The 15023-nt window shown below is 35.6% G+C and carries 13 protein-coding genes; 3 read left to right on the top strand and 10 right to left on the bottom strand.

Annotated elements, in window-relative coordinates:
- Window positions 1-12: 12 nt before the first annotated feature.
- From ACI48O_RS09720 to rfbC, 5 genes are all read right to left on the bottom strand, one after another.
- Window positions 13-3192 carry an Ig-like domain-containing protein gene (locus ACI48O_RS09720; RefSeq protein ID WP_435561599.1) on the bottom strand — a complete coding sequence of 1060 codons (3180 nt, stop codon included), beginning with the start codon at window positions 3190-3192 and terminating at the stop codon, window positions 13-15.
- 161 nt (window positions 3193-3353) lie between these two features.
- Window positions 3354-3848 carry an NUDIX hydrolase gene (locus ACI48O_RS09715; protein WP_435561598.1) on the bottom strand — a complete coding sequence of 165 codons (495 nt, stop codon included), beginning with the start codon at window positions 3846-3848 and terminating at the stop codon, window positions 3354-3356.
- 13 nt (window positions 3849-3861) lie between these two features.
- Window positions 3862-5109, bottom strand: coding sequence for a hypothetical protein (locus ACI48O_RS09710; RefSeq protein WP_435561597.1), 1248 nt, complete (start codon window positions 5107-5109; stop codon window positions 3862-3864).
- Between the two features lie 6 nt (window positions 5110-5115).
- Entirely contained in the window at window positions 5116-5973 is an 858-nt protein-coding gene (gene rfbD, locus ACI48O_RS09705; RefSeq protein WP_435561629.1) for a dTDP-4-dehydrorhamnose reductase, read from the bottom strand.
- A 3-nt stretch (window positions 5974-5976) separates the two neighbouring features.
- A complete protein-coding gene (gene rfbC / locus ACI48O_RS09700; protein ID WP_435561596.1) occupies window positions 5977-6537 on the bottom strand; it encodes a dTDP-4-dehydrorhamnose 3,5-epimerase in 561 nt (186 codons plus the stop codon).
- A 427-nt stretch (window positions 6538-6964) separates the two neighbouring features.
- Here rfbC and ACI48O_RS09695 point away from each other — a divergent pair, with 427 nt between their 5' ends.
- The 3 genes from ACI48O_RS09695 (at window position 6965) to ACI48O_RS09685 (ending at window position 8677) form a co-directional block, all read left to right on the top strand.
- Window positions 6965-7186: a helix-turn-helix domain-containing protein gene (locus ACI48O_RS09695; RefSeq protein WP_435561595.1), complete on the top strand. Its 222-nt coding sequence runs from the start codon at window positions 6965-6967 to the stop codon at window positions 7184-7186.
- Window positions 7187-7544: 358 nt separating this feature from the next.
- Complete coding sequence (locus ACI48O_RS09690; protein ID WP_435561594.1) at window positions 7545-7745, top strand: hypothetical protein; 201 nt, start codon at window positions 7545-7547, stop codon at window positions 7743-7745.
- A gap of 677 nt (window positions 7746-8422) precedes the next feature.
- On the top strand, window positions 8423-8677 hold the full coding sequence (locus ACI48O_RS09685) for an AAA family ATPase (protein WP_435561593.1): 255 nt from the start codon (window positions 8423-8425) through the stop codon (window positions 8675-8677).
- Between the two features lie 169 nt (window positions 8678-8846).
- Here the strand turns inward: ACI48O_RS09685 and ACI48O_RS09680 are convergent, their stop codons facing one another.
- Genes ACI48O_RS09680 through ACI48O_RS09660 form a run of 5 tightly spaced genes read right to left on the bottom strand, consistent with a single transcriptional unit; the run spans window position 8847 to window position 14857 of the window.
- Window positions 8847-10013 carry a nucleotide sugar dehydrogenase gene (locus ACI48O_RS09680; protein ID WP_435561592.1) on the bottom strand — a complete coding sequence of 389 codons (1167 nt, stop codon included), beginning with the start codon at window positions 10011-10013 and terminating at the stop codon, window positions 8847-8849.
- Window positions 10014-10055: 42 nt separating this feature from the next.
- Window positions 10056-11180: a non-hydrolyzing UDP-N-acetylglucosamine 2-epimerase gene (gene wecB, locus ACI48O_RS09675; RefSeq protein WP_435561591.1), complete on the bottom strand. Its 1125-nt coding sequence runs from the start codon at window positions 11178-11180 to the stop codon at window positions 10056-10058.
- Between the two features lie 4 nt (window positions 11181-11184).
- Window positions 11185-12294: a capsular polysaccharide biosynthesis protein CapF gene (locus ACI48O_RS09670; RefSeq protein ID WP_435561590.1), complete on the bottom strand. Its 1110-nt coding sequence runs from the start codon at window positions 12292-12294 to the stop codon at window positions 11185-11187.
- A gap of 16 nt (window positions 12295-12310) precedes the next feature.
- Window positions 12311-13348 carry a polysaccharide biosynthesis protein gene (locus ACI48O_RS09665; RefSeq protein ID WP_435561589.1) on the bottom strand — a complete coding sequence of 346 codons (1038 nt, stop codon included), beginning with the start codon at window positions 13346-13348 and terminating at the stop codon, window positions 12311-12313.
- A gap of 54 nt (window positions 13349-13402) precedes the next feature.
- Window positions 13403-14857 carry a lipopolysaccharide biosynthesis protein gene (locus ACI48O_RS09660; RefSeq protein ID WP_435561588.1) on the bottom strand — a complete coding sequence of 485 codons (1455 nt, stop codon included), beginning with the start codon at window positions 14855-14857 and terminating at the stop codon, window positions 13403-13405.
- Window positions 14858-15023 lie beyond the last annotated feature (166 nt).

Below are 15023 nucleotides of genomic sequence, written 5' to 3'. Positions count from 1 at the left end.
TCTATTCACCTATCAAGGTTTCGCACTAATTACAGTTGTCCAACCGCTATATACCTTAGTTGTGCCAACAGTTCTATAAGCTCTTAATTTGTAATAATATGTCCTTCCAGTTGTTAAACTACTATTATTATAGTATAAGGACGTTGTGCTTTTTAGGAGGCTGTAGGTTCCTGTACTTGATGTAGCTCTGTAAATTTCGTAGCCGCTCGCGCAAGTAACTGAACTCCATGTTAGCTTAAGGCTGGTTGAACTTACTCTCGTTGCCTTGAAATTCGTTGGCACCGAAGGGATGGGTTTAACTGAAACTATACTAGAATAATTACTATAAACCTTCGTACTTCCAACTGTACGATAAGCCCTAACTTTATAAAAATATAACTTATTCGTTGTCAATCCACCATTATTAAAACTAGTTGACGTTGTTGTTCCAATAAGAGAATACGTTCCTGTACTTGAAGTTGCTCGAAATACCTCATACCCATTCGCTCCACTTACAGCTGCCCAGCTCGTTTTAATACTATTGTAAGACAATGAAGTCGCCTTTACTGAAATTGGTGTTAACAGCACCGGCTTTACAGAGACGACAGAACTAAAACTCGTATAATTGGTTGATGTTCCCGTCGAATAAGCTCTTACTTTATAGTAATAGGTTTTACCTGTGTCCAAACCTGTATTTAGATAAGAAGTACTTGTAGTTGTTGCTATTTTTGTATAGGTACCTGTACTTGATGTAGCTCGATAAATTTCATACCCCGAAGCGCCGCTGACTGCCGTCCAGGTTAATTTTGCACTATTGTAAGTGCTTGAAACGGCCTTAAAATTTGTTGGCGCCGAAACAGGCACGACCGTCACGTTTACCTTTTCGCTTTCGTTCCACGAGGAATCGCATACCCAAACTTCTATAACAGTTCCGCCCTTTAGCTTGGGAATGTCAATCTTAAAGTTGCCGTATTGATCAGACACAGTAATCCATTCTTGATCTCCCACTTTGGCATAAACGAAGGAACTTCCTTCTGCAGATCCTGTAATCGTTATCGATTGGTCGGTCACTTTATTGACAATCGGTTTTGCCGGAGGAATGGTATCCTTTACCCATACCTCGGCTGCTTCACTCCAGTTATAATACTTGTCCACCGCTTGGATCAATAATAATCTTCCTGATGGCTGAACGGATATCGGTATATCGAATGTCCCATCTGCGGATGCTGTACCTTTGCCGATCGTAGTTCCAGTTGAACTTCTTTTAATCCATATCGTCGACCCCGGCTCCGCCTTACCTTGTACATTTGTTGAAAAGTCCGTCACTTCATTAACAATAGGCTTTTCCGGCGGAGTTACATCTTTTTCAACCGTGACGGTAAAAGACGTCTTAACTCCTTCATACGTTACGATCAATGATTGTGTCCCCACATCATCTTTATAATAGGAACCTACCATTTCCCGAGTCACCGTTTTATCCATTACATTACCGTAATTGGTCAGAACAGTTATACTTGCTCCGGTTACATCCAATTCTTCACCTTGAATATAGACTGTTTTTTCGGGTAACGATTTCATCGTAATTTTCACTGCTTTTTCCTGACCACCAAGCTCCATGCCAGTAAGCTCTGGGAAATGAAATTGATAGTTTTGCCCTGTTGTCCAGATTGTTGCAAAATCAAATCCAGTAAACGTCTCCGGAGAGGTCATTTCTGGAAAAGACTTTTTCATTGTCCCCTCTTCAATGCCCGCTCCAACACCTTTATACATATTATCAAGATAATAATTATTAATAAGCGTTCCAGCAAATTCCCCAGCTATTGCTCCACTAGAACCATTCCAGTAAGAGTGGCTTACCATACTAATGTTATAACTATTTTGAATGGTTAGGTTTGAAGCTTTACCGGCAATCCCACCGGAACAATAGTCTGCCCCTATACCTCCGATATTAAAAGCGTTTTTAACTGTCCCCCCAGAGGCATATCCGTTAATTCCTCCTGACCAAAATCCATATATTTTTCCTGAATTATACGCTTGGACAATGATGGAACTAAACAATTCACCTACAATTCCTCCCGCAGAGGAATCTACTGTTATATCTCCCTGATTATATGACTTCATTATCGAAGAATTACTCGATAATGTCCCTGCGATCCCGCCCCCATCAGAGTAATCCGCATTACTGCTAATCTTTCCTTTATTATAAGAGTTGCTAATCGAAGAGGACGTTGAGATGCTCCCGACAATTCCACCCGCTGTAGAAAAGCTGACAGCTCCGGTTAAATCCCCGTTATTATAGGAAGAGTCTATTTTTGAGTTTGAAAGATAACCCGCAATTCCCCCACCGTTATCGACATATTCGATGCTCCCGCTATTACTGCTTCCGGTTATATTCGCATAGCTCCCATATCCAACAATTCCACCTACATATCTACTAATGTTACTTGCTAGATTAATATCACCTGAATTATCGATATTTGTTAAATTAGTACGGTAGATTTTCCCCGCTATCCCACCGGAGTAAGCTTTGGAATTAATATCACCAGTGTTATAGGAATTAGTTACTGTTGAAGTTTTATTGTAACTGGAGTCCAGATATCCGATTAAGCCTCCGGCATAGGTCTCGTTGAATAATGATGTAGTCTGAATATCTCCAGTATTATAAGAATTAGTGATAGTTAAGTCTTTTGCATATCCAACAATTCCACCGGCATATGCAATCGAAGTTGCTGAATCCAGTGATTGATTATCTACTGTTATCAAACTACTATCCATTCCTAAATTGGAAATTGCTGCGCCTTTTACATATCCAAACAAACCTGCATAAGCTTTTTGATCCGTTATTAAATGCACTTTCATCCCAATAATTTTAAAGCCATTTCCATCGAAAACCCCAGTAAACGGGGTAGCCTCTGAACCAATTGGATTCCACCCGGCCCCGACGTTATAAAAATCTCCACCTTCTGATGTGGCGACAGATAAATCCAGATCATTCATTAAAATATATTTCCCGCTAAGATTGTCTCGAACCCTATTTAAATCAGAGATGGAATATATACCAACAAATCCATCAGGCACCTCCACAAGATGTTGACCACTTTCTTCGGCACTAACAATGTCAGCATTTGAATCAAATAATAGATTTAAATTAAAACATTGGAAAAATAACATTATCACAATTAATAAAATGGTCCGCCTTTTACTATTTCTCACATTACTTTCCCCTTTTCTGTTACTTAGGTCTGTTACTTAGGGACGGTTCTTCCGTTCCCAATCCCTCTAACTGATTCTATTAAAAATGAAACACGAGAACCGTCCCCCCTAATCAAAATGAAACACAAGAACCATCCCTATGCACCAAACCTATGAACCACTTATGAACCAAAAACCGGGTGGTTCCACGACCGGAGGATGGCGGCCAGGGTAAAGGAGTCGTTGATTTGGCCGTTTAATGCCATAGCGCGTACTTCATCATAACTAAAAAGCTGCACTTCCTTAATTCCTTCTGCTTTTTGAACTTCATCTTTGACTCTAGTAGTACCAAGCCCAATAAACAGATTTACTTTCGTATTCATCAATCCAGAGTCAACATACATTGTTCCTAACGATTCAATCCGTTTACAGCCGCAAGAGATTTCTTCCATGATTTCTCTTTTGGCTGTTTCTTCCGGTGCTTCTCCTATCTCGCCGAAACCACGAGGGATCTCCAGGGAATAGGATTGAATGGCAGGACGGTAGATATGGAGCAACATAATTTTCACCTCAGGAGTTACCGGCAAAATGGCTGAGCCCCCGAGCTTATTTTCTAGCGACAGGATATCACGGTCGACTTTTACATTAAAATAAGGATTCTGATAGATGGATGTCATAGTGGTTGTCTCCTCAATTTGATCCAAGTGTATTGATTGAAAAGGACTTCATTGTATCAAGTATCCCCTCATTGGTTTTTAACTTAGCAATTTGTCTTTGACCTTGAAGCTCTAGTTTTTTGATTTCTAACTCTGTTTTGGACGATAAAGGCTTTAGTAAAATATTTACCAAGTTCCCTATTAATTTTCCTCCTACAAATTCAGTAACTCCCTCTACGGCAAGGCTAAGCAACTGGCCCACCCCATCCGTAGAAACTGTATCTCTCCCAAGAGTTTGGATTGTTAATTTTCGTTTTTCTTTTTTAAAAGAATCACGAATATCGTTTGAGATAATCGTAGGCAACTCTTTTTCAAAAATATAGACATACTCGAATAATCGGTCCTCCAACTTACCTTGTGAAGATGGCAGGGCCGCTTTCCTTAATGCTTTAAGAAAACCTCGGTATTCCTTTAACGTACGAATATGGCTAATTTGTTCTGCCGTTAGTGCTGAAAGAATGCCCTGATTAAAAAGACTGGTTTCAACAAATTCCTCTTTCATTAGTAGATTCTGATGTAAAGCAGTTGGATTTTGGTTAAAATATACGCTTTCCGGGGAAACGTCTGTTTTCTCCAACGTCATTTTTTCTGGATATGCTGCTGATGTACCTAAGAATTTAGGAATGTTAAAGTTATAATGAATATCTACATAACGCTGCAGGGTTTGTTGACTTTCGCGTGGCAATTTCATGATGTTAAAAATATAATGATACATTTCCTGACGAGTCAAAGCCCTTTCATTTGCAAGCACCTGAAAGTGATCAAAGAAAGGCTGCCTTTCCTTTGGTTCTAACGGCAGCGAATCGCTATGTTCTAATACGTTCCAGGTAAAATGATTGGAAATATCATCAATCTTCCAAGTAATCGCCTTCTGTAAATCGATCTGCTCTAATTTACTTAAGAAGGCTGTAGAATCATACTCTCTGTTTATAAGAGTTCCGGAAGCTGAAAACGATTGATACACATCAACTAAACTAGTCGTATTGGCTCTTACCGTTGGAACGATAATCTTCCTATTAATATATTCGAGTCCATCATCCTCTATCATGAGCCGAATAAGGTGATGATTATTAATAAAATAAGTGTCGGGAATCATCACTTTATCGTATAACAAAGCATAAAAATTAATCAGTGCTTTGAATTTATCATAGGTGACATAACCCTCATATTTATTATCTGCAAAAATAAAATATAAATCTGCTAGATTGCAATCTTGATTCATGCGTATTCACCCACGTTTTATAGTTTCTAATTCCGCTATGTATGTCTTTAATGAGTCCTGCCAGCTTGGTAATAACTCAAAACCATTTTCAAGTAATTTTTGTTTTGATAGTCGAGAGTTTTTAGGACGAATTGCTTTTGTAGGGTATTCCTTAGTCGTGATAGTATGAACGTTCACTTCTTTCCCTGATAGGAGGAAAATTTCCTTTGCAAATTCTGCCCAGCTACAAAAGCCTTCATTTGTTGCATGATAAATTCCGTAATGTTCCGTTTGAATCATGTCCAATAATAATCCCGCTAAATCACCCGTGTATGTAGGAGAACCAACTTGATCCCCGACAACATTTAACTCACCCTGAGTTTCTGCCAAACGGAGCATCGTCTTCACAAAGTTTTTCCCATTCATACCAAATACCCATGAGATTCGAACAATGAACCATTCCGTTAACAGAGACTGAACCCGTTTTTCACCCTCATATTTCGTTACACCATAATATCCCACTGGTTTTGGCAAATCCCTTTCCGTGTAAGGGTCTAAGCCTTCCCCGTCAAAGACATAATCTGTGCTAATATAGACGAACTTTGCTTTCGCTTTCTTTGCAGCAGCTGCCAAATATTTAGTACCGTTCACATTCACATTCCAGCAGATTTCCTTTTCGTTTTCCGCTTGATCAACTGCTGTATAAGCTGCACAATGAATGATAGCATCAGGATTTACTTCGTTTACAAATTGATAAACCGATTGTTCGTCTGTTATGTCCAATTCTTTTGAACCGACACCAATCATGTCAAAGCCGTGCTGTATTCCTTTTTGAACAACATCATACCCAACTTGGCCTGTATAACCCGTCACTAAAATTTTCATCATTTACTCTCCATAGATAAAATTATTATCTGCATATTCCAGCAGTGGAGCATGTTCATCTTTCTGGGATAACACAGGAACAAGATCGATTGGCCACTCAATACCAATCTCGGGATCATTCCAAATAATCCCACGGTCAGATTCAGGTGCATACAGCTCATCCACTTTATATTGAACCTCCACATGATCGGTTAAAGTCATAAAACCATGTGCAAAGCCTTTTGGAATAAACAATTGGTTTTTATTCTCCTCATCTAGAATAATCCCAACGTATTTCCCAAAGGTCGGACTACCCTTTCTAATATCCACGGCAACATCAAAAATGGCACCCTTCGTACATCTGACAAGTTTCGCCTGTGCATTAGGATTCATTTGATAATGCAATCCCCTTATCGTGCCCTTTGCAGCAGTATAAGAATGATTATCTTGAACAGGGAAAAAATCTAATCCCAATTCCTTCATCTTCACATCATTAAATGTCTCCATAAACCAGCCCCGATGATCACCAAACACTTTTGGTTCAATCACCACTACCCCCGGTAATAAAGTTTCGACCTTTTTCATTTTTACCCCTCAATCCTATTCATTACGAAAACAAGTATTATTTTTTTAATCTATAGAATACTAATGTGCTGTAAATGAAAAAATAACCCTACTAATCCATCATTAATTTACAAAACCGTAAATCCATTCCTATTCCTCAAAGATACCAAATACTATATTGGAAAATCAATTGCATGATATGTTCCTTTTGTTAACTATTAATTTGGATAAAAGCAAAGCAGATATCCAGTAGAATTTATTTGATAACTTAAAGGAAAAGTTGTGTCTGGAGAAAGAAAGTGAAACCATTTTAACATCCCAATTAGGCTGTACTTGAAATTTGGGGATAAATTTAAATCCCGAAGCAATACGCAAAGGCGTACCACTTCGGGATTTTTAATATGTTAGGTTCTCTATATAGTCTATTTAATTGGATGTAGGGAGAACTATGGGAAAAAAAGTCGTTGTGAAAATTCATCATCTAATTAAAAATAAAAATATGTCTCTAAGAGAATTATCTCGTAAAACAGACATCCGCCATGCAGCATTAAGTGAATTAGCCAATCAAAAGAGGCAAAACATTCACATGGGACATATTGAACGTATCGCAGAATCACTTAACATTAACGATATTCGTGAAATTATTGATCTAGAAGAAACGGATGACTAGTATCCTCTATGACCTACTAATAATTTACTACATTTACCTATTAAGATATATCCCACATTGACCAAAACTTTAACAAGAACCGAGACTTATCTGGTTCTTTGTTTAGAGTTAATACCCACATCAAGAATAATTTTTGTAAATATCATTTATGTATTCCCCACCGACTAATCCTAAAGTCAATGGCCAGCAGCTTTGCTGTAGCTCTGGTCTATCACCAGTAGTAGTGGTTCTATTATGGCATAAATGGCTCCCAATTCTGTCACTAGTGTCCCTGAAACATGGCATAGCTGTCCCTTTTCGATGGCAATATTCAAATACATATTTTTATCCATATAAATTATGATTTGGTGGTGGTGAAATGCCAAAAATCAAACAGTTGATTCTCCACTCCGAAAATGAAAACATCATATTTAAGTTTGTTGGTTTCGAAAACAAAGGGGACTATGGTATGGTTACCGCCAGTTATCTGGGTACATTTAGAACAACTATTGCACATGGTTTTGATAAGCCAAAAACTCTTAAAAACGCCATTATCCAATTAAAGGATCTTAATAACTGAATATTTCACTAGAAATGAACCTGCTTCACGGAGAATTTGAACCACTACCTCGGAAAAATTGAATCAGTTTCACGGAAAAAGAACAACCTTCTAAAATGAAGATGACACTGTATATTCAGTGATTCTATCGTTATAGGAGGTTGTTTTTTTGATTAGGTACCGGGAAATGTTAAGGCTACACGGTTAAGGTATGACTTAGAGACGCATCGCTTCTAGTTGTTGATGTTCCAGAATACTATTACCTCTGTCTTAGAACGAGCTAAAAAACGTGATATTCTCGGCGGTTATCATTTGATGTCACAGATGGAGAGCTTCAAGGTTACCTCTTTCCTGAACAATCGAAAGTTAAGAACCACAAGTATGCCTGATTACGAGTATGTCCATAAAGAACTTGCGAAGAAAGGTGTGACTCTTACTCTATTTAGGATAAATAATGCAAAATGTGTTATCTGAACAGTGAAAACCCCTATATGTTCACCCAATTTTGTTATCAATACCAAAAATATGCACATACAAAAATATCTGCACTTAGAATCAAACGAAAACCTGGAGAGAAACCTCCCGCATCCTTCCGTTCCGTCTGGAAGGAGGATGATTCTCGTGTTTGAAGCTTTCTATGAAATGGACATCACACTTTCACTAGAGATCTGCCAACCGACCAACTTTATGATTCCTCCATGATGCAAGAAATTCTCGGAAGGCTAAAATATGCAGCCGAAAGACATCTTTTTGCCGTCCTTTGTGGAGATAGTGGTGCAGGAAAGACGACGACAATCCGTAAGTTTGTGGACGGATTGGACAAAGGAAAATTTCACATCCTTTATCTGTCCGATTCTAAATTAACACCGCGCCACTTTTTTAAAGGGCTGTTGGAACAACTGGGGTCTGAATCAAAGTTTTACCGTGGGGATGCGAAACGGCAGCTAAACTGAAACTCTATGACCACTCTACAAATTATCAACAACAATAATATCTTCGCTGGTGACCTAAAAAATATCAAACTGTATGGGAACCAATGTATCCAGCTCAGCCAGTTATCATAATTGTTATATCTATTCTCACTTCCTAATAAGGGTAGAAATTTATCGTTAAATATTTCTACTAATCTCTACTAAACAAATCCCTTGTATAAACTTTATCCTCAACTTCTTGTAAATCATCAGATAATCGATTGGCTACGATTACATCTGTAACTCTTTTAAAGTCTTCAAAGTCATTAATCACCCTAGAATTAAAGAAAGTCTCCTCATGAAGTGCTGGTTCGTATACAACAACTTCAATACCCTTAGATTTAATACGCTTCATGACACCTTGGATAGCTGACTGTCTAAAATTATCTGAGTCCATTTTCATGGTAAGCCTATAGATTCCTACTACTCTTGGATTTTTCTTAATAATCATTTCTGCAATATGATCTTTTCTTGTTCTATTCGCATCTACAATTGCCGTCATTATATTATTAGGAACATCAGAATAATTGGCTAATAATTGCTTTGTGTCTTTAGGTAGGCAGTAACCACCATATCCAAACGATGGGTTATTATAATGATTACCAATTCGCGGATCTAGACCTACTCCATCAATTATTTGCTTACTGTCTAATCCTCGTACCTCTGCATAAGAATCGAGCTCATTAAAAAATGCGACTCTCATCGCAAGGTATGTGTTAGCAAATAGTTTAATAGCTTCCGCTTCTGTTGAATTTGTAAATAAAACATCAATATCTTTTTTAATAGCGCCTTGAACTAACAAGTTAGCAAATATTTGAGCCCTATTAGATTGTTCACCAACGATTATTCGTGAAGGATATAAGTTGTCATACAACGCCTTTCCTTCACGTAAAAATTCAGGCGAGAACATAATATTATCCGTTTCAAATTTCTCTTTTATTTTTTCTGTATAACCAACTGGGACTGTAGATTTAACTACCATTACCGCATCTGGATTAATAGATAAAACATTAGCAATAACAGCTTCAACAGTTCTAGTATTAAAATAATTTTTCTCCGGATCATAATTTGTTGGTGTAGAAATGATTACAAAATCTGCATCTTTATAAGCTTTATAACAATCAGTTGTAGCAGTTAGGTTTAAGTCTTTTGTTACTAAAAACTCTTCTATCTCATTATCAATAATAGGAGACCTTTTATTGTTAATCATATCCACTTTTTCTTGAATAATATCAAGAGCAATAACATCATTATGTTGGGCCAATAGTACTGCATTTGATAACCCTACATAGCCTGTCCCTGCAATTGTAATTTTCATTTAATTATCCTCTACCTCCTCTTTTTAATGATTAGAATATTATTATTTTCCCCAAACAACTCTATTAACATAATCGGTATACGATAATAATATTCTTAAAACTTTCTCCGAAACATTAGGCATACTATAATCTCCTACAATCCTTAACATACCTTTATCCTGTGTTTCCAATATTTCTAACCCTTGTAAAATACGGTCCTTCTTAAGCCCAACCATCATAACTGATGCTTCTTCCATAGCTTCTGGCCTCTCATGTGCTTGTCTAATATTAAGTGCTCTAAACCCAAGAATTGAAGATTCCTCACTAATGGTTCCACTATCACTAAGAACAGCTCTTGCATTGACTTGAAGTTTGACATAATCATTAAACCCTAAAGGTTTCATAGTATTCACCAAAGAATTAAACTCTATCCCCTTCGCCTCAATCATTTTTCTGGTTCTAGGATGTGTACTTACAACAATGGACATTTTATACTTTTCTGCAATAGCATTTAAGCTAGCAACTAACTCCATAAAATTAGTTTCTGAATTAATATTTTCTTCCCTATGAGCAGATACAACAAAGTATTTACCTTCTTCTAATCCTAATCTTTCTAGGATATCGGATGCTTCAATGTCATCTTTTCTAGAATTTAAAACCTCAAACATCGGACTTCCAGTCTTTATAATACGATCAGAAGGGAAACCTTCTCTGAGAAGATATTCTCTAGCAATATCACTATATGTTAAATTAATATCTGCTGTATGATCTACAATTTTTCTATTTGTTTCTTCTGGTACTCTTTGATCAAAGCACCGATTACCAGCTTCCATATGGAAAATCGGAATATGTCTTCTCTTCGCAGCAATTGCAGTTAAACAACTATTTGTATCACCAAGAACTAAAAACGCATCGGGATTTACTTCTTCCAGAAGAGGATCAATTTTAACCAGTATATTTCCAATCGTTTCTACAGCTGTACCAGTAGCTGCATTTAGAAAATAATCAGGTTTCTTCAAATTAAAATCTTTAAAAAACACTTCATTTAATTCATAATCATAATTTTGGCCTGTATGAACAAGAGTATGTTCAATAGAATTTGATTCTTCCAGTTTATTAATAACAGCTGACAGTCTTATAATCTCCGGTCTGGTACCAACAACTGTCATAACTTTTAATTTTTTCATTAAATTATACCTCCAAGAAGTATGTGTCTGGCTTTTCTGAGTCAAAGCATTCATTTGCCCACATTACTGTTACTAGGTCACTTTCTCCTATATTTACAATTGAGTGTGTATATCCAGTAGGAATATCAACAACCTGTAACTTCTCTCCATTTACTTTATACTCAATAATTTCATCTGAATCTATCTTTCTAAAGCGGACTAAACCTTCTCCACTAACAACTAAGAATTTTTCATTTTTAGTGTGGTGCCAGTGATTTCCTTTTGTTATACCAGGTTTTGATACATTTACAGAAACTTGGCCTCTCTCAGATGTTCTAATGAATTCAGAAAATGATCCTCGGTGATCAATATTCATTTTAAGGTCATAAGAGAACTTATCTTCTGGTAAAAAGCTTAAGTAAGTGCTATATAATTTTTTAATTAGGGTATTATTCATATTGGGAATGCTTAAATTTATCCTACTTTCTTTAAAAGCCTTTATAATTTCAGCCAATTCTCCAAGTTTAATATTATGTGTTACAGGAACAACACAGAAACCACCTTGTATTGTTGGCTTTCCTTCAAGAGCCCTAAAAAACTCTTCCAATACATCATCTATATAACAAAGAGTGAGGTCTACATATGGATCGTTTACTTGAATATCCAAATCTCTAGCTATATTATGGCAAAATGTGGCTATCACTGTATTATAATTTGGTTTGCTCCACTTTCCAAAAACATTAGGTAAACGATATATATAAAATTGTGTGTCTGTTTCTTTATAATAATTAACAAGTAACTCTTCAGCAGCCTTTTTACTTCTTCCATAAAGGTTATCCTTTTCTGCCTGAATAGATGATGTAATTAATATAGGTGCTCTATTACCATGTTTTTTTAGCAACTCTAGCAATTGCGATGTAAATCCAAAATTCCCTTCCATAAATTCCTTTTCATCATTTGGTCTATTAACACCCGCCAAATGAAATACAAAATTAGATTCTTTTGTATACTTTTCCAGAAGTAAAGGGTCACTTTCTTTAGTAAACTCAAATATATTACAAAATCCTCTATTTCTAAGTTCAGCAACAAGATTTTTTCCAATAAAACCATTTGCTCCAGTAACAAGAATATTCATATTGTTATTCCACCCTCTAGTTTAACACGTGAACTTTTTTGTTCCACTCACTTAATTCGCTTTGAACATAATCTAACTCAAGTAATTTTTCTTTGATTTCTTCAATAGTAAGAATCTGTGTATTATCAGAATTATATTCTTCAACTGAACTTAACTTTTGGTCACCCTCTGCAAAGTACTTATCATAGTTAAGATCCCTTTGATCGGCAGGCACTCTATAGAAACCTGGTAAATCTTCTGCATTTACATATTCTTCTTTTGTAAGAAGTGTTTCATAACGTTTTTCTCCATGACGGGTTCCAATAATTTTAATTTCATTTTCCGCATTAAATAATTCCTTTATAGCTTGGGCTAGATCACCAATAGTGCTAGCTGGAGATTTTTGAACCATAATGTCTCCTGCTTCAGCATTTTGAAAAGCAAAAATTACTAACTCAACCGCCTCTTCAAGACTCATAAGGAATCTCGTCATATTTGGGTCTGTAACAGTTAACGGCTGTCCACTTTTAATCTGTTCAATAAACAATGGAATAACAGATCCACGTGAGGCCATTACATTACCGTATCTCGTACCACAAATAAGAGTCTTATCTGGAGAAACAGTTTTTGACTTTGCCACAAAAACTTTTTCCATCATAGCTTTTGAAATCCCCATTGCATTAATTGGATAGGCTGCTTTATCAGTCGAAAGACAGATTACTTTTTTAATACCATATTCGATGGCAGCAGTTAGAACATTATCTGTCCCTAAAACATTTGTTTTTACTGCCTCTAGTGGAAAAAACTCACAAGAAGGTACTTGCTTTAGAGCTGCGGCATGAAATATATAATCTACTCCATGCATAGCATTTTTAATTGATTTTAAATCTCTTACATCGCCAATATAAAACCGAAGCTTATCATTTTTGTAGAATTTTCTCATATCATCTTGCTTCTTTTCATCACGAGAAAAAATTCGGATTTCTTTAATATCTGTATCTAAAAATCTTTTCATAACAGCATTTCCGAAAGATCCTGTACCGCCTGTAATTAGTAAAGTTTTATTTTTAAACATGTCTTATCCTCCAAAAAATTTATATTATTTATATTCTACAAAAGCAATTTTTTATTACTTTAATAATTTACGTTTTGGTAAATAGTTTTTAATAATGTTTAATAAATATAAAAAACTTTCAACCTTAAATAACCATGAAATACAAATGTAAAAAACTATTCCCACAACTATTTTTAAAATGAGTAATAATATCGTATTCATGTCAATAAAATTTATTATATTTATAATAGCGCCCATCATAAAGGAAAGAATAATACTAGGAAGCATGTCTTTGACTTGCTCAATATAACCATAACCAATCAATTTTTTATTAGGATATGCATTAATAAATACACTTGCTATCATAGTTATAACCGCACTTAATGCCATTGCATATACACCATACCACATTGAAAAAACTAAAACGGTGATACCTACTATAATTCTTATTATCCCTAACTTTAAGAATATATCACTTCTTCCAATTGCTTTGATTGCTTGTAAATTGGCAGTATTTATCGGTATAAAAAAGTATATTATGCAGAATATTTGAAGAAATGGTACTACGGAGAGCCATTTCCTAGTTAATAACAGTTCTATTATTTGGTCTGCACATACTGCTAACCCCATCATAATTGGAGCAATTATATAGGTACTAGTTTTAATTGATCGTTGAGTTAACCTTTTTACTCTATCTATTTCATCCTGGACTTCTGACATGGCGGAAAACAATACTAAATCAATCGATGAATTGATATTTGTAACAATAAGCTTTGGAAATTGTTGTCCCTTGTTGAAAAAAGCTAAATCTTCAGAAGTATACAATTTTCCAATAATTAAACTAGTTAACTCGTTGTATACTGTATCGAATAACCCTACAACCATAATCTTCCATCCATAATGATATAATTCTTTTAGACGTTTAAAAGAAAACACTAATTTTGGACGCCATTTAACTGTAAACCATAAAACAACCACACCTATCAATTGGGTCAATAAGTTTTGTGTAACTAGAGCCCAAACACCAAGACCTTCATATGCCATGTAAATACCCACAATAGCTGAAACTAACGTACCAACTAAAGTAGAATAAAAAAATAACCTATACTGCATTGTCTTCGAAACATACGACTGTTGAACGTTGTTAATACTTGATATAATCACAGATAGCGCCATTATGCGCACTATCAGAGACAAACCATCAACATTATAGAATGCTTCAATATAAGGCGCAGTAAAAAAAAGAATAAAATATAATATGATACCTGTGGCTATATTGAAATAAAATATGGTGGAAAAATCAACTACATCAGAATCCTTTTTTTGTATCAGTGCACTACCAAAGCCATAAACAACGAATATCATTGCAAAGTTCGTAAAAACAGTAACTAATGCAACCATACCATAATCATTTGGTGATAAAAGACGAGCTAATATGATAGAAACAATTAGCGAAACACCTTGTGCACCAATACGCTCCAAAAACCTCCATACTATTCCTCCAAAGATACTATTTCTAGTACTTTTCATAAAGAATCCTCCAAGATATTACTATTTAAACTTAATAAATAGGACAATTTTAATATTTACTAACTGTCCTTCTTATGTGCGTATAAAGATAAAGACCTAAAGACAATGGTATCTATGAAGAACCTTTAGCGGTAATTTCTAAATAAATTTTATAAGTCAGCTTTCA

This window comes from Neobacillus terrisolis (assembly GCF_051233475.1).
Lineage (GTDB): Bacteria > Bacillota > Bacilli > Bacillales > Cytobacillaceae > Bacillus_BU.
This window is presented reverse-complemented; position numbering and strand designations above follow the sequence as displayed.

Excerpts from the sequence above, each read along its gene's own strand:
- ACI48O_RS09715 (WP_435561598.1), bottom strand. The coding sequence starts at position 3,848 with ATGACATCCATCTATCAGAATCCTTATTTTAATGTAAAAGTCGACCGT.
- ACI48O_RS09710 (WP_435561597.1), bottom strand. The coding sequence starts at position 5,109 with ATGAATCAAGATTGCAATCTAGCAGATTTATATTTTATTTTTGCAGAT.
- rfbD (WP_435561629.1), bottom strand. The coding sequence starts at position 5,973 with ATGAAAATTTTAGTGACGGGTTATACAGGCCAAGTTGGGTATGATGTT.
- rfbC (WP_435561596.1), bottom strand. The coding sequence starts at position 6,537 with ATGAAAAAGGTCGAAACTTTATTACCGGGGGTAGTGGTGATTGAACCA.
- ACI48O_RS09695 (WP_435561595.1), top strand. The coding sequence starts at position 6,965 with ATGGGAAAAAAAGTCGTTGTGAAAATTCATCATCTAATTAAAAATAAA.
- ACI48O_RS09690 (WP_435561594.1), top strand. The coding sequence starts at position 7,545 with ATGCCAAAAATCAAACAGTTGATTCTCCACTCCGAAAATGAAAACATC.
- ACI48O_RS09685 (WP_435561593.1), top strand. The coding sequence starts at position 8,423 with ATGATGCAAGAAATTCTCGGAAGGCTAAAATATGCAGCCGAAAGACAT.
- ACI48O_RS09680 (WP_435561592.1), bottom strand. The coding sequence starts at position 10,013 with ATGAAAATTACAATTGCAGGGACAGGCTATGTAGGGTTATCAAATGCA.
- wecB (WP_435561591.1), bottom strand. The coding sequence starts at position 11,180 with ATGAAAAAATTAAAAGTTATGACAGTTGTTGGTACCAGACCGGAGATT.
- ACI48O_RS09670 (WP_435561590.1), bottom strand. The coding sequence starts at position 12,294 with ATGAATATTCTTGTTACTGGAGCAAATGGTTTTATTGGAAAAAATCTT.
- ACI48O_RS09665 (WP_435561589.1), bottom strand. The coding sequence starts at position 13,348 with ATGTTTAAAAATAAAACTTTACTAATTACAGGCGGTACAGGATCTTTC.
- ACI48O_RS09660 (WP_435561588.1), bottom strand. The coding sequence starts at position 14,857 with ATGAAAAGTACTAGAAATAGTATCTTTGGAGGAATAGTATGGAGGTTT.